We start from the raw sequence: 20673 nt of genomic DNA on the forward strand, positions 1-20673 counted from the left end.
ATCGGGGGAGGTCGGGCCGAGGGGAGAGCTGAGGTACGGTTCAGCCATGGCTGAGATCGTGTACCCCCCGGTCATCGGGGCGGCGTTGACCTTGTTCCGCGCGCTGGACCTCAAGATCCGCATCGAGGGCGCCGACCGCATCCCGCGGACCGGCGGGGCCGTGCTGGTCAGCAATCACATCAGTTACCTCGACTTCATCTTCGCCGGTCTGGCCGCGCGTCCCTCCAAGCGCCTGGTGCGTTTCATGGCGAAGAAGGATGTGTTCGACCACCGGATCTCCGGGCCGCTGATGCGCGGCATGCACCACATCCCGGTCGACCGCGCGGCCGGTGCCGCCGCGTTCGGCGCGGCGCTGAAGTCGCTCAAGGGCGGTGAGGTCGTCGGAGTGTTCGCCGAGGCCACGATCAGCCGGTCCTTCACGATCAAGGAGATCAAGAACGGCGCGGTCCGGATGGCCGTCAGCGCCAAGGTGCCGATGATCCCGGTCTCCCTGTGGGGCACCCAGCGGCTGTGGACCAAGGGCCACCCCAAGAAGCTGTTCCAGCGGCACGTGCCGATCACGATCGAGGTCGGCGAGCCCATGTATCCCCAGCGCGGCGACGACTACGACGCCGTCACCGTCGACCTGCGCGAGCGCATGGCCGAGATGCTCGACAAGGCGCAGCGGAGCTACCCGGAGATCCCGCCGGGCGTCTGGTGGCAGCCCCGCCACCTCGGCGGCACCGCGCCCACTCCCGAGGAGGCCGCCAAGCTGGACGCCGCCGAGGCGGAGTCCAGGACGATCCGGGACAAGTCATAAACAGGTAGTTCGCAAGTCGCGTGTCTCATCGTTGCCTCATGAGCAGCGCATTCGAGAACGTGATGGACGCCTTCCAGCCGGCGCCGGCCCCCGGCCCGGGACGCACCCCGGGGAAGGTCGGCATGGCCGTCCTGCTGATCCTCTGGGCGGGGCTGGGCGTGCTGCCCTTCGTGGTCGCGGTGCCCAGCCTCAAGCTCGCGACGGGCTCCGTCGGCACCCCGGGGACGCTCACGGTCGTCTCGTGCGAGGATCTGGGCCGGGGCCGCTACGACTGCAAGGGCAGCTTCGCGCCCGACAGTGGTGGCGACGCGATCCCGGTCGACGCCTCACCCGACTCCAGCGCCGGTGACGTCAAACCGGCCCGGCTCACCCCCGAGGGCGACCGTGCCGTGCCGACCGGCACCTCCGGTGTGCTGGCCGCGCTGACCATGCCGTTCCTCGGCGTCGGCGTGCTGGGCTTCCTGCCGTACGTCCTCCTCCACGTCTCCGGGGCACGGCGGGGCCGCCGGTTCGCCGTGGCCCTCGGTTGCCTTCTCACGGTCGTCTCGCTCGCCGGTGTGGTCGTCGGGATGGTCGCCTCGTACGCCTGAGCACGCCTGAGCACGCCTGGGCGCGCGGGGGCGCGCGGGGACGTCCGGCGGCGCGTCCCGAGCGCGTTCGGGAGACGGGCCGACGACAATCGTCGGATGGAGAAGATGACCGACGCCGAATGGCGTGAGTTCGTGATGACGGGGACGCGCACCGGCAAGCTCGGGGTGGTCAGGGCCGACGGCAGGCCGCACGTGACGCCGATCTGGTTCGTGCTCGACGGGGACGACGTGGTGTTCACCACCCACGAGAACGGCGTCAAGGGCAAGAGCCTGCGACGCGACCCCAGGGTGGTGCTGTGCGTGGACGACGAGAACCCGCCGTTCTCCTACGTCATGATCGAGGGCATCGTCACCCTCTCCGCGGACCAGGACGAGCTGCTGAGGTGGGCCACCGAGATCGGCGGCCGGTACATGGGCCGCGACCGCGCCGACGAGTTCGGCCGCCGCAACGGCGTACCGGGGGAGTGGCTGGTCAGGCTCCGCGTCGGCAAGGTCGTCGCCGACCGCGGCGTGACGGACTGAGGACCCCGCAGGACATCCCGTACGGGACGCGGGCGACGATCGACGGCTCGCGGATGTCGGCAGGGAGTCGGCAGGGAGGCAGTCGGCGGTGGCGGGGCGGCGCGTTCGCGGGCACCCGAGGCACCCCTCTCCGTCCGGAACCTCCCCGGCCGGAACCTCTCTGTCCAGGATTTCTCCGTCCGGAACCGGGATGACGGGCCCGGCAGGGACGAATCTGGTCGAAGTTCAATTTTTTAAACACGGTGATGAGCTGGTGAAAGGCCCGATTTAGGGCCCTGTGTACTTATTTTTCTTGCATGGGTCCGCTGGAAGCGGGCAGTCTTCCCCGCGCCCTCGATGGAGGACCACGACCGGGCAGTGGTCCTCGGTCTCGGCGGCGGGCGTAGGCACCCCCTCGACGCCCCCGCTGGTTTCGGATCAAACCAGATGGAGGACAAGGTGACGCGAACAACCCCCGGCAGGTCCAACGAGGTGTCGTCGAGCGGATCGGGCGGAGCACTCAGGCGCGTTCCACGCCCGATGGTCCTCGCCACCGCCTTCGTGCTGGCGGCCTCGGGCGGCGTCGGGGTGTCCTCGGCGTCGGCGGCCTCGCCGCCGCCCGCTCCCACACCGCCGGAGACGCCGACTCCCAGCGTGACGGTGACGGTGAGCGAGACACCCACCCCGGATCCCACGCTGACCCCGCCCCCGACCTTGACGCCGACCCCGCCGCCACCGCCGCGCGTACCCCGGGTGGCGTTCCCCGGCGTGCTGCACGGCGAGTTCGTCCTACCGGCGAAGGACGGCTGCGGCTTCACGGTGTTCGCCCAGACCGGCGAGGCGATCGCCGTGGCGGAGGACTCGATCACGGTGCGAAGCCAGGACGGCTTCGAGAAGGTGTACGCGATCACCGATTCCACCAAGTCCCTCTCGGGACGGCGGGGCAACACGGTCAGGCAGGGCGACTGGGTCTCGGTGACCGCCACGACCACGACCACGGGCGGGCCGGCGACGGGCGAGACGCCCACGAGCACGCCGACCGTCACCGAGACGCCCACCGAGACGCCCACCGAGACGCCCACTGAGACGCCTACCGAGACGCCGCCCGTGAGCGAGACGCCCACGAGTACGCCGACCGTCACCGAGACGCCCACCGAGACGCCCACGGACACGCCGCCCGTGAGCGAGACGCCCACGCCCACGACCCCGCCGGCCACGGGCGAGACGGCGACGGCCGCCTACGTCTTCGACCTGACGCGGCCCAACAGGAAGTTCTGGCGCGGCGGCGACTGGTGGTCGGTCAACCACCAGTGGCGCTCCGGCAAGTGGCGCGCGCCCAGCATCTGCCCCACGCCGCCCGTCGTGACCCCCACCCCGCCTCCCTCGGAGACCCCGGCGCCCCCTTCGGAGACGCCGACCGTTCCCACCCCCGAACCGACCCCCACCGTGACGGAAACCCCCGTCCCGACTCCCACTCCGACCCCGACCCCGACTCCCTGAGCGTCCGGGGACCGGACGCGGCCGTCACGCGGCCCTGACCCGCATACCGCGCCGTGGATCCGGGCCGTGGATCCGGGCCGTGGATCCGAGGCCGTCCGGCACGAGACGACGGTCCGGTTCCGGCCCCGCGCGGTGTGGCACGGTGATGGCCGGGTCTCCGATCGGAGACCCGGCCATCACCGTGCCCCGCGCACCGGACGGCGGGACACGGGACGGCGAACCGTCGGGTGGCCCGCCGTCCGGTGGCCGTCCGGTGGCCGTCCGCCCACGGTCGTGAACAGGGCAACGGGCCGGAACGCCGCACAAGGGCGTACGGGACCGCGCCCGGCCGTGTTTGACCGATCCTCGCGCGGGTAGCGATGGTCGGCCGGGGGCCGGTCGCCCCCTCTACGCGAAGAACGAACAAAACAGCGCGATGGGGTGGTGGTCGGTTGGGCAGGCAGGGCCTCCGATAATTCCGGTCACCGACGGCGTGTTCTCCCCGTCGTCGTCGGCCGTGTCCAGGACCCGGTCGCTTACGCGTTTGTTCACCGACACCATTCTCGTGGCCGGACATTCTTTGATTCGGCTGCATCCGGCAGGCCCGGGAATTCCCGCACCGTATGAGGGTACGGTAATCAGGGAACGACGATTTCCCTGAAGGGGCGGTGCTCGCTCCCGGGATTTGAAACGTTTCATGGCACGGTCCTTCGTCGTCGGTCCGCGATTTGGCGACCGGGTGTGGTGAACGGCACACATGGGGCCCGACGACGCCGACCGAAATCCGGGTTCGTCGCGCCCGGTCACGCCGGGCCGTCGGCGCCCGGTGCCGGAACCGGCCGGCCGCCGAGCGGAAAACAGGGAATCCTCCCTGGTGAAGCGCCTTTTCCGCCCTTCCGGCCCCCGCTCGCGGGTCTCCTTCTCCAGGGCTTTCCCGGAACGACGCGTACGGAATGGGCCGACGCGGTGTGACGCGTTATGTCACGGTAGAAATCAGCATTACGTCGGGAGACTTATGATTCTCGACCGCTTATTGGTGGTGGCCATGCCATTCATCGCTGGCTTGCCACATACGCGGTGATTTGCTATACGTAAAGAGAGGGAGGGTCTTGTTAAATCAAGATCACGCGTGTTCTCGTGTCGAATAGTGATCACCCGGAATTGGCGGTATGGGTGCGTCGCATTCGCCCCGCGTCGCCGCTCCGCCGGCGAAACGGCGATCCATCGTGAAAGGAAAGGCAAGGTGACGAACGACCGTGACGGTCCTCTTCCGTGGTCAACAGGGTTGTCGCGGAGGGCGCCGTGAATACCCGACCGGGAATGGGGATTGATGATGGGACGAGGCGAGATGATCCGATTAGATTGCCGTTAACGGGAGTGTCGAGGCGCACATGCTGTTTCGTATACTGGGTCCACTTGAAGTGCTGATCGGTGACACACCGGTCGTCGTCGGCAAGAACCGGCAGCGCATCGTTCTCACGATGCTCCTGGCCGACGCCGGCCGCATCGTGACGGTCGGGGAGATCGTGGAGGCCCTCTGGGCGGGCAGGCCGCCGCGGACCGCCGCCGAGCAGGTGCAGACGTGCATATGGCAGTTGCGCCGCTCCTTCGCGCTCGCCGGAGCCGTCGCCGATCTCATCGAGACGACGTCACCGGGCTATGCCCTGCGCGTCGACCCGCAGACCGTCGACGCGCACCGGTTCAACGAGCAGGTCGCCGACGCCCGCTCGCTGGCCGCGCAGGGTGACCGGACGCTGGCGGCGTCCCGTTTCCGCTGCGCGCTGTCGCTGTTCCGAGGCCCGGTGCTCGCCGAGGTCGACAGCCCCGCCGTGCAGGCCATCGCCGCCAAGTGGGAGGAGCGGCGGCTGTCGGTCATCGAGGAGTGCATCGACCTGGAGCTCCAGTGCGGTCGAGGCCGGGAGCTGATCGACGAGCTGATGGCCCTGGTGGAGCGGTACCCCCTGCGGGAGGGCCTGCGAGCTCAGCTGATGTACGCGCTGTACTGCGCCGACCGGCGGGCGGAGGCGCTGGAGGCCTACGCCGCGGGGCGGGTGCTCCTCGTCGACGAGCTCGGCCTCGAACCCGGCCCGACCCTGCGGGAGATGCACCAGCGCGTCCTGGCGGGCGAACCGGTTCACACCCTTGAGGACACGCCCGTCAACGTGCCCGCCCAGCTCGTCGCGGACCTGCCCGACTACGTCGGCCGGCCGGAGCACGAGCGCCGCATCCGCGCCGCGCTGACGGCAGACAGCCAGGGCGCCCGCATCTGCGGCGTCTACGGCAAGTGGAGCTCCGGCAAGTCGGCCATGGCCCTGCACGTGGCCCACCAGCTGCGCGACGAGTTTCCCGACGGGCAGCTCTACGCCGATCTGCGCGGCTCCCGGCCCGACCCGGTCGACGTCGGCGACGTGCTGTCCTGCTTCCTGCGCTCCTTCGGCGTCGCCGACACCGCGATCCCGAAGGAGCTCGCCGAGCGGGCCGCGATCTACCGCAGCCTGCTCGCCCGCAGGCGCGTGCTCATCATGCTCGACGACGTGCTCGGGGCCGGTCACGTCTGGCCGCTGATCCCGGCCACGCCCGAGGCCGCGCTGCTGATGACCAGCCGCTCCAACCTGTCCGACGTCCCGGGCAACTTCCCCGTCGAGGTTGGCATGCTCACCGTCGACCAGTCGGTCGAGCTTCTCCGCAAGGTCGTGGGCGTCCACCGCATAGCGGCGGAGCCCGAGGCGGTGGACCAGGTGGTCGGCGCGACCGGCAGGCTGGCGCTCTCGGTGCGTGCCGCCGCGGCGCGCCTGGCCTCCCGCACCCACCTCAAGATCGGCCGTCTCGCGCAGCGGCTGAGCGACCCGGACCGCCGGCTGGACGAGCTATCCCATGGCGCGTTCGACATGCGCTCCTACCTGGCCCCCAGCGTCGAGGCCCTCGACCCGGACACGCGGCGGGTCTGGTACGCGGCGGGCATGCTGCAGGTGCCCGACTTCGGCGCCTGGGTGATCGCCGCCGCCGTCGACACCCCGATCGCGGAGGTGGAGCCGATCCTGGAACACCTCGTCGACCGGGGGCTGCTGGACGTGGCGGGCACCGACCACATGGGGGTGTTGCGCTGCCGGATGCACCAGCTGATGGGGCTGTATGCCAGGGAACGCTCCCTCAGCGAGCTGACCGCCGCGCAGCGGACCGGCATGCTCGATCGCGCCACCGACTGCTGGCTCGGGCTCGCCCAGGGCGCCGAGCGACTGCTCAAGGGCGAGGCGGGGGCGTCCGGCCTGATCGAGTGCCCGACGTCGGTGTGCGAGCAGATGATCGAGATGGTGACGTCCGATCCGGGTGCCTGGCTCGAACTGGAGACCGAGGGGCTGCGCTTCGCCGCCCGCCATCGCGACCGGATGTCCCGCGTGCCGTCACCGGCCCGCCCCCGGATCGGCCGCCCGGAACTCGGCATCGTCGGCGCGGACGCGGACGACCAGGACGGTGTCGCGGCCGTGCCGTCAGCGAGCTGACGGCCGCGTGCGAAGGCGCGGGAGGTGGACGGGACCGGGCCGGGCGGCATCCGTACGCGCGGAACGCGTGCGTGCGGGACGCGTGCGTGCGGGACGCGTGCGTGCGGGACGCGTGAGCGCGAGACCCGGGCGGGCTTACCGGCCGCCCGGGGCCGCCTCCGGGTGTCCGTCGTCCGGAAACACGTCGTTCGTACGCGCGCCGTCCGGACGCGGGCCGGGCACCGGGGCGTACGCCTCGGCGCACGAGCCGGTCGTGGCGGTCCACCCGTTCGTGCCGATGACGTGTTCCAGCGCCGTCGTGACGCGGTCCAGCTCCCGGTCGGGGAGGGCGTCCGCGAAGATCTCCGACACCGCCGCGTCGAACACCGGCTTGGCGGCCTCGAGAGCCTTCTCGCCGGCCGCTGTGAGCTCGGCCCAGGTGGCGCGGCGGTCGCGGGGCGACATCGTCCTCCGGACCCAGTCGCCGGGCTCCTCCAGTTTGGCGACCAGCCGGGTCACCCCGCTCTTGGAGAGCATCAGGTCGCGGGCGAGCTCGCCCATCCGGGCGCGGCCGCCGTGCCGTTGCAGGACGGCGAGCAGCTCGTGCTCCGCCAGCGTCATCCCCGCCCGCGCGCGCAGGACCGAGTCGAGATGCGCGTTCGTCATCCCGTTGAACCGGAAGATCGCGGCCCAGGCCGTGATCTGTCGCTCCAACCGACGTTCGTCCATTTTACTACCGTATCGCAACAGTTGACTCGTGCACTATTCCGCTTATACCGTTGAATTGAGAACGGTTGTCAAATGAACAGTTGAGAGGTGTGCTAATGAACACCCGAATCGCAGTGATCTACTACTCGGCGACGGGCAACGTGCACGCGCTCGCCGAGGCCCTGGCCCGTGGCGCCGCCTCGGCGGGGGCGGAGGTCCGGCTGCGCCGGGTCACCGAGCTGGCTCCCCGTTCGGCGATCGACTCCAACCCGGCCTGGCGGGAGCACGTTGACGCCACCGCCCACGTCGAGGAGGCCACCGTCGACGATCTCGTCTGGGCCGACGGGTTCGCCTTCGGCACGCCCACCCGCTTCGGCAACGTCAGCTCCCAGCTCAAGCAGTTCCTCGACATGACCGGCAAGATCTGGCAGGAGGGCGAGCTGGCGGGCAAGGCGGCGACCGGGTTCACCAGCAGCTACGAGGTCCACGGGGGACAGGAGACCACCCTGGTCGCCCTCTACAACGTGATGCACCACTGGGGCTCGGTCATCGTCCCCACCGGGTACGTCGACTACGACCTCATCCACGCCGCGGGCGGCAACCCGTACGGCATCAGCATCCGCGACGGCGACGAGGATCTGGCCAAGCACGTGTACGCCGCCGCCGAATACCACGGTGCCCGTTTCACCCGGATCGCCGAGGCGCTCAAGCCGCTGCGAGCCGCGGGCGCTTGATACTCGGCACGGTACGAAAGGCGTCGCCCGAGGCCGCCGGAGCATCGCTCCGGCGGCCTCCTCGTCTTACGGCCCGCCCAGGTCGCGGCCGGTGAGAGAGGGGGAAGAGAGCATCGAGAGCCGGCGCCCATAGCGTGAACTCACGTGATTGCAGGCGGTTCCCGGACATCGTCGCGTACGGGTCCGGACCGGGCTCCCGGCCAGCAGAGGCGGTATCACATGCGCGAAGTACCGAACACGAGTCAGAGCGGCCAGGATGACTTCCGCGCCCTGATGGCGGGTTTTCCCACCGGGGTGGCGGTCGTGACGGTCGTCTCCGCCGACGGCAGTCCCAAAGGCATAACCTGCTCGTCGGTCTGCAGCGTCACCCTTGCCCCGCCGACCCTGCTGGTGTGCGTGCGCAACGCCAGCCCGACCCTGGCGGCGGTGCTCGCCGCCCGGCGGTTCACCCTCAATCTTCTCGACCACAACGCCCGGCCGACCGCCGAGCTGTTCGCCTCCGGCGATCCGCGCCGCTTCGAGCGCGCCGAGTGGGCGGTCGACGGCGGGGCGTGCGGCCCGCACCTGGTGCGGGACGCCCACTCCATAGCCGACTGCCTGGTGTCGCGCGCCGACCGGGTCGGCGATCACACCGTCGTGATGGGCGCGGTCCAGCGCGTGCTGCGCCGGGAGTCGCGCCGCCCGCTGCTGTACGGGCTGCGCCGCTACTCGGTGTGGCCGGAACCGCACGAGCCCGTCCCCACCGACATCACCGACATCGCGGAGCCCGCCTCCGCGGGGCACCGCCACCGGCCCGCGCTGACCGTGGAAACCGCGAGCCACCGAATGTCATGAAGGAGCACAGATGACCAGCTCGACAAGGAGCACCTTCGCCCCGGTCTCCGACCCGTACCAGCACACCGAGAACTTCCGCCGCGCCTTCAACTCCGGTGAGGCGGCCGCCGTCGAGGCCGGTCTGGAGGACGGCGCGGTGTTCGTCCGCGGACCCGGCGACCCCGTCACCGGCGGCGAGGCGGGCAGGGCCATCGCCGACTTCCTCGCGCTCGGGCTGCCCATGGACATCCGCGACCGCCACGTCTACGTCGCGGACGACATCGCGCTGATCATCGCCGACTGGGTCGTGGAGGGTACCGGCCCCGGCGGCGACCACATGCGGATGGAGGGAACGAGCACCGACGTCATCCGGCGCGGTGCCGACGGCCTCTGGCGCTCGGTCATCGACAACCCGCACGGCACCACGCGCCCCGCGGCCTGACCACCCCCTCGACGCCCCGGCCCTTCAAGGCCCAGGACCAGGGCTCAAGACGAAGGCCCAGGACCAGGGCTCAAGACGAAGACCCAGGACCGGGGCCCCGGGACGCCCCGACCACCAAGACCCCAAGGAGAGAACGTGACCATCACCACGCCCGCCCCCTCGGGGGCCATACCCCGGCCCGACTGGTCGGCGAGGCCGGACACGCCGAAGGGCTGGGTCGACCGCGCCCGGGAGGTGGCCGACGTGCTGAGCGTCGGCGCGGCCGAGCGCGACCGCGCCAACCAGACGCCGCACGAGGAGATCCGGATCCTCAAGGAGTCGGGCCTGGTGCCGATCTTCGGTCCCGTGGAGCACGGCGGCGCCGGGCAGGAGTGGCCGACGGCCTACCGGGTCGTGCGGGCGGTCGCCTCGGCCGACGGGTCGATCGGCCAGCTGCTGGGCGACCACTACACCTGGTGCTGGCTGCCCCGGTGGCTGGGCACCGAGGAGCAGATCCGGCGGCTGGAGATCGAGGCCACCCGGGGCAATTGGTTCTTCGGGTGCGCCCTCAACCCGCGCGACGCCGACGTGGTCGCCACGGACGAGGGCGACCACCTGGTCTTCAACGGCAGCAAGCACTTCTGCACCGGGGTGAAGGTCTCCGACCACACGGTGCTGGAGGGCGTGCTGAACGGCAAGGACCACGTGCTGGCCGTCGTGCCCACCGACCAGCCGGGCATCATCCACCACAACAACTGGGACAACATGGGCCAGCGCCTGACGGAGAGCGGCGGGATCACCATCCGCGACGTCCGGGTGCCCTGGGAGGACGCGCTGGGCTACCGGGACAAGGAATTCAACCCCCGCACCTACGCGACCACGAACGTGCCGACCGGCCAGCTCCTGTTCTGCAACATCTGGCTGGGCGTGGCCGGGGGCGCGCTGCGCGCCGCGATCGAGTACACCCAGAACGGCCGTGGCTGGGGCGGCTACGAGCGCACCGTCGACGAGCCCCGCGTCCAGGACACCATCGGCGACCTGACCGCCAAGCTCTGGGCCGCCGAGGCGCTGGCCGACCAGGTCGCGGAGGAGGGCATGGAGCTCCACCGCGACCCCGACTCGGTCACCCCCCGGATCCGGGGCGAGTACAAGGTGCGGACCGCGGCGGTCAAGGCGCGGGCCGACGAGGTGGCGCTCGAAGTCACCTCGCGGATCTTCGAGGTCACCGGCGCCCGCTCCACCGCGAACCGGTTCGGCTTCGACCGCTTCTGGCGCAACGTCCGTACCCACACGCTGCACCACCCGGTGGCCTACCAGCGCCGCGAGGTCGGCCTGTACCGGCTGCTGGACGAGGTGCCCGAGCCCGGCCGCTACTCCTGACGACGGCCCCCGAACAGGAAGGACGAACCTGCCGTGACCACGATCCCGCACGTGCGCCTCAACGATGGCGTGTCCATCCCGCAGCTCGGGTACGGGGTGTTCCTCATCCCCGCCGACCAGGTGGTGGAGCCGATGACGACGGCGATCGAAGAGGGCTACCGCCTGATCGACACCGCCGCCGCGTACCAGAACGAGGCCGGAGTCGGAAAGGCGATCGCCAACAGCGAGGTTTCGCGCGAGGAGTTCTTCGTCACCACCAAGCTGTGGAACGACGCCCACGGCTACGACGAGACCATGAGGGCCTTCGACGAGAGCATGGCCAGGCTCGGCCTCGACCACCTCGACCTGTACCTGATCCACTTCCCGCGCCCCGCGCTGAACCGCTACGTCGACAGCTGGCGGGCGTTCGAGAGGCTGCGGGCCGACGGCCGTATCCGGTCGATCGGCGTGTCGAACTTCGGCGTCGCCGAGCTCGACCGGCTGGCCGAGGAGTGCTCGGTGGTCCCCTCGGTCAACCAGATCGAGCTGCACCCCCTGTACCCGCAGCGCGAGCTGCGCGCGGCGCACGCCGAGCGCGGCATCGTGACGCAGGCCTGGAGCCCCATCGGCCGTGACCAGGGGCTGCTCCAGCACCCCACGGCGGTGGAGATCGCCGGGGAGTGCGACAGGACTCCCGCGCAGGTCGTGCTGCGCTGGCACCTGCAACACGGCATCGTCGTCATCCCGAAGTCGGCCAGGCCCGAGCGCATCCGTGCCAACATCCAGGTGTTCGACTTCACCCTCGACGAGTCCCAGATGGCACGGCTGGACGACCTGGGCGACGAGCAGAGATGCCACCCCGTCCCCGGCACGCTGTTCGACGTGTCGTGACGGCCCCACGCGCGAGAACACGGGAGGAGAGCGCGGTGTCCCTTCACAACCACCAGGGTCCGCGGAAGGTGCGGACACGTGAGGATCTCGTCGGCCCGCTGTTCGGGGCGGCGGCGTTCCAGATGCTCAACGCGGGCTGCGAGCTGGGCTTGTTCGCCCTGCTGAGCGACAAGGGGGAGCTGGCCGCGGAGGAGGTCGCCGACGCGCTCGGGCTGGACCCGCGGCCGGCGGAGATCCTGCTGCTCGGCGTCACCGCCCTCGGGCTCACCGAGGTGAGCGGCGGGCGCCACCGCAACTGCGCGGTGATCCAGGAGATGTTCGAGGACGGTTCCTGGGAGGTGCTGGCCGACATCGTCGCCTTCCAGGCCAAGCTCGTCTACCTTCCGCTGGCCGACCTCGTCGAGTCGCTGCGGGAGAACACCAACGCCGGGCTGGCCCGGTTCGCGGGGACGGGCGACGACCTGTACCACCGGCTGCCCGAGACGCCGGAGCTGGAGCGGCTGTTCTACCGCTGCATGCGGTCCTGGTCGCTGCTGTCCAACCCGGTCCTGGTCGCCAAGGCGGACCTCACCGGGGTGCGCCGGGTGCTCGACGTGGGCGGCGGCGACGGGGTCAACGCGATCGAGCTGGCCCGCGCCAACCCCGGGGTCGAGTTCACCGTGCTCGACCTGCCGGGCGCGGTGGACATCGCCCGGCGCAAGATCGCCGACAACGGCCTGAGCGACCGCATCGACGTGCGGGTGGGCGACATCTTCAACGACCCCTACCCCCGGGGCCACGACGCGGTGCTGTTCGCCAACCAGCTGGTCATCTGGTCCCCGGAGCAGAACCTCGACCTGCTGCGCAAGGCTCACGCGGCGCTGCCCGACGGCGGCAGGGTCATGGTGTTCAACGTGATGTCCGGCGACACCGGCGACGGCCCGCTCTACTCGGCGCTGGACAACGCCTACTTCGCCACGCTCACCGCGCCGCGCAGCATGATCTACAGCTGGAGCCACTACGAGCGGTGGATGCGTGAGACGGGGTTCGACGAGGTGCGCAGGCTGCCCGGGGAGACCTGGACCCCGCACGGGGTGATCAGCGGGATCAAGCGGACCTCCGCCGCGAGCTGAGCCGGGGTCCCGGACGGGGCACCCACCGGGGCCCCGTCCGGACCCGCGAGCCCCAAGCCCCGCGAGCCCCAAGCCCCGCGTCCCGAGCCCAAGCCCCGAGCCCAAGCCCCGAGCCCAAGCCCCGAGTCCGGGGCCCGGGTCCTGAGCCCCGGGGCCTGCCCGGACCCGCGAGCCCCGAGCCCCGGATCCTGTCCAGTCCCGCGAGTCCTGAGCCCCGAGTCCTGAGCCCCGCGTCCCGAGCTCCGAGTTTCGAGCCGGACCTGCCGTACAGGAGTCATCCAGATGAGTGCCGCACGGCGTATCGAGGGAATCCTCGACGAGATCCGCGCCATCGCCCCCGCGTGGCGCCGCGCGCTGGACCACGCCACCCTGCGCAGGCTGTGGGAGCTGGCCGCCGAGCTGACCGCGACGTACCCGGCGGGCGGCGCGCGCTACCGGCACGTCCTCGCGGCGGCCGGGCGGGAGGTCGGCGTGCCGCACCGGCGGGTACGCGACCTGGTCGGCGACCGCACCGTGCTGGTCATCGGGGCCGAGGGCCGTATCGGCGGCATGCTGGTCGCCGGGCTGGCGGGCATGGGGCCGGGCAGGCTGCTGACGGCCGGCCTCTCGCCGGAGGCCTCCGCGGAAGGCGCCGAGCACCGTGTCCTCGACATCCGCGACCGGGAGCGGGTCTCCCGGCTGATCACCGCCGTCCGCCCCGACGTCGTCTTCCACCTGGCCACGCGTCCCGTCACGGGAACGGCCGAGAGCGACACCCACGACTCGGTGTGCACCGACGTGCTGGGCACGCGCCACGTCGTGGACGCCTGCGCCGAGGCGCGCGTCGGCGTCCTGGTCGTCGCCTCCGCCGAGGAGTCACTGCTCCTGTACGCCCACGACGTCCGGTCGGCCAGCAAGCGGGCCATCGAGCTGATCGTCGCCGACGCCGCGGCCCGGGGACGGGTGAACGCCGTCATCGCGCGCCTCGCCCACGTCGCCGACGACTCGCCGCTGCTGGGCCGCTTCCGCCGCTCGTGCCGCGAGGGGACGGTGCTGTGGCTGCCGGCACCGGCCCGGAGATTCCACCTGCAGTCCGCGAAGGAGGCCGCGCAACTGCTGCTGGTGGCGGCGACCGGCGCCCGCGCCGGCGCGGCGGCCGTGCACGCCGTCCGGGACCTTGCCCTGCCGGCGACCCCCCTGGACCTGGCGGTCGGGGTGATGAGAGAGGAAGGGGTGACGGCGATGCGCATCGCCGACGACGTGACGGGCAGACCGCCCCAGCACTGCCCGGACCTGACGGGCCAGGCGGGCCTCACCGGGGTCAGCCCGCTGTTCAACGCCTTCGAGGCCTCCGGCGCCGAGCGGTCGGTCTCACCGGACGTCGACGTGGTGGCCTGCCGGTTCCGGCTGCCCGCGGCGGCCGTACGGCAACTCGACCGTCTCGGTGACCTCTGCCTGGGCACCAGGGAGCACGACATGGCCGACGCGTTCGACCGGTTCGCGCGCACCCTGCTGGAGGCCAACCTGGCGCAGACGCCGCGGTCCGTCGTACGCCGCGTCGCGCACCTGAGCGAACCCCACCGCCGGCACATGACCGCCACGGACCGCATGGTCAACGACCGCGTCAGGTGGTGGGCGGCGCGATGAACACCCACGGACGGACCCGTCTTCCTGGAACGGTCCTGCTGCTGTGCCTGAGCCAGATCGTCGGATCGCTCGGGCTGGCCGCGGGCGCCACCGCGGGCCCCCTGCTCGCCGAGCTGATCACCGGATCCGCGGCCTACGGTCCGACGGCGATGGGCGCGCTGGTCACCGGGTCGGCGCTGGCCGGTCCCGCCGCGGGCGCGATCATGCGGCGGCTCGGGCGCGTGTGGGGCCCGGCCGCCTGCAACCTCTGCGCGACCGCGGGCGCGGCCGTCGTCGTGTTCTCGGTGAACTGGGGACTGGCGAGCCTGCTGCTCGGCACCGTGCTGCTGGGCGCGGGAACCACCGGCGTGATGCTCGGCCGCTACCTGGCCACCGACCTCGTCGACGAGCGCCGCGCCCCGCAGGCGATGGGGATGGCGGTGGCGGCCGTCACCGTCGGCGCGGTCCTCGGCCCCGTGCTGCTCGGGCCGACCGGCGCGGTGGCGGAGGCGGCGGGCCTGCCCCCGCAGACGGGTCTGCACCTGCTGGCGGTGGTGGTGTTCCCGCTGGCCTCGCTGATCCTGCTCAGGCTGCGCGGCGGCGGCGGGCCGGAGGCGTCCGCGACGGACACCCCGGCCGCCGGGCGCGGGACGGGGCGGCTGCTGCCGCTGCTGGTCCTGGGCACCGGCAACCTGTCCATGGTGGCGATCATGGGCTCCGCGCCGAACCACCTGCAGCACAGCGGGTGGGACCTGCAGGCGGTCGGGATGTTCGCCGCCCTGCACATCGGCGCGATGTTCGCCTTCGCGCCGGTCTCGGCGGCGCTGTGCAGGCGGTTCGGCCCCCGCCCCGTGGCGCTGGTCGCCGCGCTGTGCATGACCGGCTCGCTGGCCTTCGGCGTGCTCGGCGGCGGCGTGGGCTCCGACCTGGCGCTGCTGGCGCTGGTCGGGGTGTCCTGGAACCTGCACCTGGTCAGCGGCAGCATGTGGCTGGTGGAGGTGACGCCGGAACCGCTGCGCAACCGCGCCGAAGGGCTCGGCGAGCTCGCCATGGGCGCCGCCGCGGCGGCCGGAAGCCTCGGCCTCGCCGGGCCGCTGCTCTCCCTGGGCGGGCTTCCGCTGCTCTGCCTGGCGATGGCCGCGGTCAACGTCGCGACCGCCGTGGCGCTCTCCGCCAGGGCGCGGTCGCGCCCCGCCCCGGCGGCCCCGGCCCCGGTCTCCGCGGACTCCTCGAAGCCGTGAAGCCTCGAAGCCGTGAAGCACCGAAGCCGTAATGCCCCGGCGCGTACGGGGAAGGTCACCGTCGGAGAGACCGACCACGATTCCATGGAGCCGAATTGAGCGCAGAGTCCGAAGCAGAGTTCAAAGCAGGGTCCAAAGCGGAGTCCGAAGCGGAGTCCGGGGCCGTGATGTCTCCCAGCCACTTCGACGCCCGGATCACCGCGGATCCGGGCTCGGCCTGGCCCGTGGAAGCGGGCCGCTACCGGCTGGTCGCGAGCCGCGCGTGCCCGTTCGCCAGCAGGGCCGTGGTGAGCCGCAGGCTGCTCGGCCTGGAGGACGCGATCTCGCTGGCCCTCGTCGACCCCATCCAGGACGACCGGGGCTGGAACTTCGGCCTCGGCCCCGAGGGCAGGGACCCCGTCCTCGGCTACCGCTACCTCAGCGAGGCGTACCTGGCCGCCGACGCGGACTACGACGGCGGGTTCAGCGTCCCCGCGATGGTCGACGTGGCCACCCGGCGTCTGGTGACCAACGACTTCGGCGTGATGACCCTGGACCTGGCGACCCAGTGGACGGCCCTCGCCCGCCCCGGCGCCCCGGACCTCTACCCCGAGCCGCTGCGCGCGGAGATCGACGAGCTGAACGAGCTGGTGTTCCGCGATGTCAACGCCGGGGTGTACGAGGCGGGCATGGCCACTACCCAGGAGGCGTACTCGCGGGCCTACGACGCGCTGTTCGCCCGCCTGGACGCGCTGGAGGAGCGGCTGCGGACCCGCCGCTACCTGGTCGGCGACACGATCACCGAGGCCGACATCCGGCTGTTCACCTCGCTGGTGCGCTTCGACGCGGTCTACCACGGGCACTTCCGGTGTAACCGGTCGAAGCTGACGGAGATGCCGGCGCTGTGGGCGTACGCGCGTGACCTGTTCCAGACTCCCGGCTTCGGCGACACGGTCGACTTCGACCACATCAAGCGCCACTACCACCTCGTCCTGGACGAGGGCAATCCCCGTCACATCGTGCCCGGCGGCCCGGACCTGTCCGGATGGCTCACCCCGCACGGCCGCGAGGGGCTCGGCGGCAGGCCGTTCGGGGACGGCACCCCGCCGGGGCCGCCGCCCGGCACGGAGGCCGTGCCGCCCCGGGGACGCGCGGTCTGACGCGACCCCGGTGTCCCCTGCGTCGTCCTGCTTTCCGCGATACCTCGTGGCCTGAGATCCCGGCCCGGCATTCCCTGATCCGTCCTGGCTCCGGAGGGGCCGGAGCCAGGACGGATCAGGGTCATGCCGCGCAGTGCCGCCGCAGCAGCCGCGCCACCGCGAAGGCCAGCTCGATGGACTGGCCGGCGTTCAGCCGCGGATCGCACGCGGTCTCGTACCGGTGCCCGAGGTCGACGTCGAGCACCTCCTCCACCCCGCCGAGGCACTCGGTGACGTCGTCGCCGCTCAGTTCGAGGTGGATGCCGCCGGGGAAGGTGCCCGCGGCCCGGTGCACGGCGAAGAACCCCGCGACCTCGCGGGTGATGTCCGACAGCCGCCTGGTCTTGTAGCCGCTCCGCGAGCGGAAGGTGTTGGCGTGCATGGGGTCGCAGGCCCACACCACCGGCCGCCCGGTGGCGTGGATCTCGTCGACCAGCGGCGGGAGCAGGTCGAGCACCCGGTCGGCGCCCAGCCTGCTGATCAGCACCAGCCTGCCGGGCGTGTGGCCGGGGTCCAGCCGCTCGCACAGCAGCCGCAGCTCGGCGGGCGTGACGTCCGGCCCGATCTTCACCCCGATGGGGTTCGCGATCCCGGACAGGTACTCGATGTGCGCGGCGTCGCGCCCCCGGGTCCTGTCGCCCACCCACAGCATGTGGGCGCTGGTGGCGTACCAGGCCCCGCTCTCCTCGTCCTGCCGGGTCAGCGCCTCCTCCCAGCCGGGCAGCAGCGCCTCGTGCGAGGTGTAGAGGTACTCCTGCGGAGCGCTCCGGTCCGTCCGCTCCGCGCCGCACGCGGCCATGAAGCGCAGCGCCCACGCGATGTCGGCCGCGACGTCCTCGTGCTGCCGGGCCGCCGGGTTGCGCCGGACGAACTCCTGGTTCCAGGCGTGCACCTGCTCCAGGTCGGCGAAGCCCTCCTGCAGGAGCGCGCGCAGCACGTTCAGGGTGGCCGACGCGTGGTTGTAGGCGCCGCGCAGCCGCTCGACGTCGGGGGTGCGGGCGGCCGGGGTGGGCGCCGTGTCGTTGACGATGTCGCCCCGGTACACCGGCAGCTCGACGCCGTCGACGACCTCGGTCGGGCTGCTGCGCGGCTTGCCGAACTGCCCGGCGATCCGGCCGACCTTGATCACCGGCAGGCCGGAGCCGTAGGACAGCAGGATCGCCAGCTGCAGGATCAGCCGGAGCTTGCCGCGCACCCCGTTCTCGATGCAGGAGCCGAACCGCTCCGCGCAGTCGCCCGCCTGAAGGAAGAAGGCGCGGCCGCCCGCGACGCGGGCCAGTTCCGCGCGCAGGTCCTCGATCTCGCCGGGCAGCACCAGCGGCGGTAACTGGGAGATCTCGTCGAGGACGCGGCCCAGCCCGCCGAGGTCGGCCCAGTCGGGTTGCTGGGAAATGGGCAGCCCGCGCCAGGAGTCCGGACGCCAGCCGTCCGGCGGCAGGTGCGCGCCGGTACGGGACGACGGCAGGACGGTGGCACCACCGGTCTGAACATCAATCATCTGCATGCCGCTGACAACTCCTTCACCAGATCTGCGCGATCGCGCCCGCTCCGGGGTGACGCGTCGCGGTCACCGTTCTCGGCCGCGGGAGGCACGAAGGCCATGGGAGGCACGAAGGCCGTGGGAGGCACGAAGGCCGTGGGAGGTACGAAAGCCGGGGGAACCGTCGAGGCCCGGGAGGCCGGGGCGCTCCCGCCGCGTGCCCGTCCCCACGGCGGGCCGGTCATCCGCTCTTCAGGAAGTTCGCCATGAGCCGCTTTCCCATGGGGGTGAGCACGGACTCCGGATGGAACTGGACGCCGAAGGTCGGGTGCGACCGGTGGCGCAGCCCCATCAGCACGCCGTCGTCGGTCCACGCGGTGGGTACGAGCTCGTCGGGCAGGCTCGCGTGGTCCACCGCCAGCGAGTGGTACCGCGTGGCGGTGAACGGGTTGGGCAGCCCGGCCATGATGCCCGTGCCGTCGTGCCTGATCGTCGAGGCCTTGCCGTGCATCGGCGCCGTCCGCACCACCTCGGCGCCGTACGCCGCGGCGATGCCCTGGTGGCCCAGGCACACGCCCAGCACCGGCATCTGGCCGGTGAGCGCCCGCGCGGCCGGTGCCGACAGGCCGGCCTCGGCAGGGGTGCGGGGGCCGGGGGAGATCACCAGCATGTCGTGGCGGGCCAGCCCGCCGATCGTCGTCTCGTCGTTGCGGAACACCGACACCGCGGCGCCGAGCTCGGCGAGGTAGTGGACCAGGTTGTAGGTGAAGGAGTCGTAGTTGTCGATCACCGCCACCTTGGGGGTCGCGCTCATGTCGTGGCCTCCGCCTCGCGTACCGCGCTGAACAGCGCGTTGGCCTTGTGCAGGGTCTCCAGGTACTCCGAGGTCGGGTCCGACTCGGCCACGATCCCGGCGCCCGCCTGGACGTACACCGTGTCGTCGGCGATCACCATGGTCCGCAGGCCGATGGCGAGGTCGGCCTTGTCGCCGACGCCGACGAAACCGATCGCGCCGCCGTACACGCCGCGGCGCTCCGCCTCCAGCTCGGCGATGATCTCCATGGCGCGGATCTTCGGCGCGCCGCTCAGCGTGCCGGCGGGGAAGGCCCAGCGCAGCGCGTCCAGGCAGGTCGCCTCCGGCAGCAGCTCTCCGGCCACCGTCGAGGACAGGTGCATCACGTGCGAGAAGCGCTCGACCTCCATCAGGCGCTCCACGCGCACGGTGCCGGGGGCGCACACCCGGCCGAGGTCGTGCCTGCCCAGATCCACCAGCATGACGTGCTCGGCGCACTCCTTGGCGTCGTCGCGCAGGTCCCGCTCCATCGCCAGGTCGTCGTGCGGGGTCGCGCCGCGGGGCCGGGAGCCGGCCAGCGGCTTGGTGCGGGCGATACGGCCGTCGGTGCGCACCAGCAGCTCGGGGGAGGCGCCCACGATGTGACGTCCCCCGCCGAGGCTCAGGTGGTACATGTACGGCGACGGGTTCACCGCGCGCAGGTGCCGGTACAGGTTCAGCGGGGTGACGCGCAGCGGCCGGGAGAAGCGCTGCGAGAGCACGATCTGGAACGCGTCGCCCGCGGCGATGTACTCGCGCGCCCGCAGGACACGCCGTTCGAACTCCTCGCGGGTGACGTTGGAGTGCCACCCCTCGCCGGCCGGCGAGATGCGCGGGCGCGACCGCGCTGCCCGGCCGACGAGCTCGGGGGCCGAGGGCGCGGACCGCAGGCACAGGCCCATGCGGTCCAGCCTCTCCACGGCGTCCCCGTAGGACTCGCGGTCGGGCCGGAAGAGCGTCAGCACCAGCAGCTTGCGGGTGGCGTGGTCGAACACCACCAGGTCCTCCGCGGTCATGAACGCCGACTCCGGGACCCCCGGCGCCGGCCCGTCGGGAACCGGCAGGCGCTCGAAGCGGCTCGCGGCCTCGTAGCCGAGGTAGCCGACGACGCCGCCGTGGAACGGCGGCACCCCGGGCACCGGGGCGGCATATGTCGTGGCGATCTCGTGCAGCGCGGCGAGCGGGTCGCCCACCGGCGGGTCCAGCAGCCGGGGCCGGTGCCCGATGTAGGAGTACCTGCCGATGTCACCGCTGACGGGCACGCTCTCCAGCAGGAATCCGGTGTCGTCGGGACCGCAGAGCCGGTCGAACACGGTGATCGGGGTCAGCGCGTCGGCCAGGAACTCCCGGTACACCGGGATGACGGCGTGGTCGCGCGCCAGGGCCGAGGCCTCGGCGCAGCCGGGTACGGTGTCCAGGTCGAACGCGGCGCGCACGGGTGAAAGGGTCAT

At 71.8% G+C, this 20673-nt stretch carries 18 protein-coding genes; 14 read left to right on the forward strand and 4 right to left on the reverse strand.

The window, feature by feature from the left end; genetic code table 11:
- Positions 1-46 precede the first annotated feature (46 nt).
- From AC5L38_RS07575 to AC5L38_RS07595, 5 genes are all read left to right on the forward strand, one after another.
- Positions 47-799, forward strand: coding sequence for a lysophospholipid acyltransferase family protein (locus tag AC5L38_RS07575; protein WP_495242016.1), 753 nt, complete (start codon positions 47-49; stop codon positions 797-799).
- 38 nt (positions 800-837) lie between these two features.
- Entirely contained in the window at positions 838-1389 is a 552-nt protein-coding gene (locus tag AC5L38_RS07580; protein ID WP_495242017.1) for a hypothetical protein, read from the forward strand.
- Positions 1390-1485: 96 nt separating this feature from the next.
- Positions 1486-1911, forward strand: coding sequence for a PPOX class F420-dependent oxidoreductase (locus AC5L38_RS07585; RefSeq protein ID WP_495242018.1), 426 nt, complete (start codon positions 1486-1488; stop codon positions 1909-1911).
- A gap of 438 nt (positions 1912-2349) precedes the next feature.
- Complete coding sequence (locus tag AC5L38_RS07590; protein ID WP_495242019.1) at positions 2350-3390, forward strand: hypothetical protein; 1041 nt, start codon at positions 2350-2352, stop codon at positions 3388-3390.
- Positions 3391-4790: 1400 nt separating this feature from the next.
- Positions 4791-6869, forward strand: a complete 2079-nt coding sequence (locus AC5L38_RS07595) for an AfsR/SARP family transcriptional regulator (RefSeq protein WP_495242020.1) — start codon at positions 4791-4793, stop codon at positions 6867-6869.
- Positions 6870-7004: 135 nt separating this feature from the next.
- Here AC5L38_RS07595 and AC5L38_RS07600 read toward each other — a convergent pair whose 3' ends face one another.
- A complete protein-coding gene (locus tag AC5L38_RS07600; protein ID WP_495242021.1) occupies positions 7005-7577 on the reverse strand; it encodes a MarR family winged helix-turn-helix transcriptional regulator in 573 nt (190 codons plus the stop codon).
- A 95-nt stretch (positions 7578-7672) separates the two neighbouring features.
- On the opposite strand from AC5L38_RS07600, the gene wrbA reads away from it, so the two are divergent.
- The 9 genes from wrbA (at position 7673) to AC5L38_RS07645 (ending at position 16871) form a co-directional block, all read left to right on the forward strand.
- Positions 7673-8290 carry an NAD(P)H:quinone oxidoreductase gene (wrbA, locus tag AC5L38_RS07605; protein ID WP_495242022.1) on the forward strand — a complete coding sequence of 206 codons (618 nt, stop codon included), beginning with the start codon at positions 7673-7675 and terminating at the stop codon, positions 8288-8290.
- A 219-nt stretch (positions 8291-8509) separates the two neighbouring features.
- Positions 8510-9124: a flavin reductase family protein gene (locus tag AC5L38_RS07610; RefSeq protein WP_495242023.1), complete on the forward strand. Its 615-nt coding sequence runs from the start codon at positions 8510-8512 to the stop codon at positions 9122-9124.
- 10 nt (positions 9125-9134) lie between these two features.
- A complete protein-coding gene (locus tag AC5L38_RS07615) occupies positions 9135-9545 on the forward strand; it encodes a YybH family protein (RefSeq protein WP_495242024.1) in 411 nt (136 codons plus the stop codon).
- A gap of 135 nt (positions 9546-9680) precedes the next feature.
- Positions 9681-10904, forward strand: coding sequence for an acyl-CoA dehydrogenase family protein (locus AC5L38_RS07620; protein WP_495242025.1), 1224 nt, complete (start codon positions 9681-9683; stop codon positions 10902-10904).
- A gap of 51 nt (positions 10905-10955) precedes the next feature.
- On the forward strand, positions 10956-11774 hold the full coding sequence (locus AC5L38_RS07625; protein WP_495242026.1) for an aldo/keto reductase: 819 nt from the start codon (positions 10956-10958) through the stop codon (positions 11772-11774).
- 35 nt (positions 11775-11809) lie between these two features.
- Positions 11810-12886, forward strand: coding sequence for a methyltransferase (locus AC5L38_RS07630; protein WP_495242027.1), 1077 nt, complete (start codon positions 11810-11812; stop codon positions 12884-12886).
- A 282-nt stretch (positions 12887-13168) separates the two neighbouring features.
- Positions 13169-14512 (forward strand): NAD-dependent epimerase/dehydratase family protein, encoded by a 1344-nt coding sequence (locus tag AC5L38_RS07635; protein WP_495242028.1) that lies wholly within the window; start codon positions 13169-13171, stop codon positions 14510-14512.
- Positions 14509-15732 (forward strand): MFS transporter, encoded by a 1224-nt coding sequence (locus AC5L38_RS07640; RefSeq protein WP_495242029.1) that lies wholly within the window; start codon positions 14509-14511, stop codon positions 15730-15732. Before AC5L38_RS07635 ends, AC5L38_RS07640 begins: the two co-directional genes overlap by 4 nt.
- A 167-nt stretch (positions 15733-15899) precedes the next feature.
- Positions 15900-16871: a glutathione S-transferase family protein gene (locus AC5L38_RS07645; RefSeq protein WP_495242084.1), complete on the forward strand. Its 972-nt coding sequence runs from the start codon at positions 15900-15902 to the stop codon at positions 16869-16871.
- Positions 16872-16992: 121 nt separating this feature from the next.
- Here AC5L38_RS07645 and AC5L38_RS07650 read toward each other — a convergent pair whose 3' ends face one another.
- The 3 genes from AC5L38_RS07650 to AC5L38_RS07660 form a co-directional block, all read right to left on the reverse strand.
- Positions 16993-18414: a class II 3-deoxy-7-phosphoheptulonate synthase gene (locus tag AC5L38_RS07650; protein ID WP_495242030.1), complete on the reverse strand. Its 1422-nt coding sequence runs from the start codon at positions 18412-18414 to the stop codon at positions 16993-16995.
- A 217-nt stretch (positions 18415-18631) separates the two neighbouring features.
- Positions 18632-19204, reverse strand: a complete 573-nt coding sequence (locus AC5L38_RS07655; RefSeq protein ID WP_495242031.1) for an anthranilate synthase component II — start codon at positions 19202-19204, stop codon at positions 18632-18634.
- The gene (locus AC5L38_RS07660) at positions 19201-20673 is read right to left on the reverse strand and encodes an anthranilate synthase component I family protein (protein ID WP_495242032.1); all 1473 of its coding nucleotides are present in this window, start codon (positions 20671-20673) and stop codon (positions 19201-19203) included. Before AC5L38_RS07660 ends, AC5L38_RS07655 begins: the two co-directional genes overlap by 4 nt.

Source organism: Streptosporangium nanhuense (assembly GCF_059358815.1).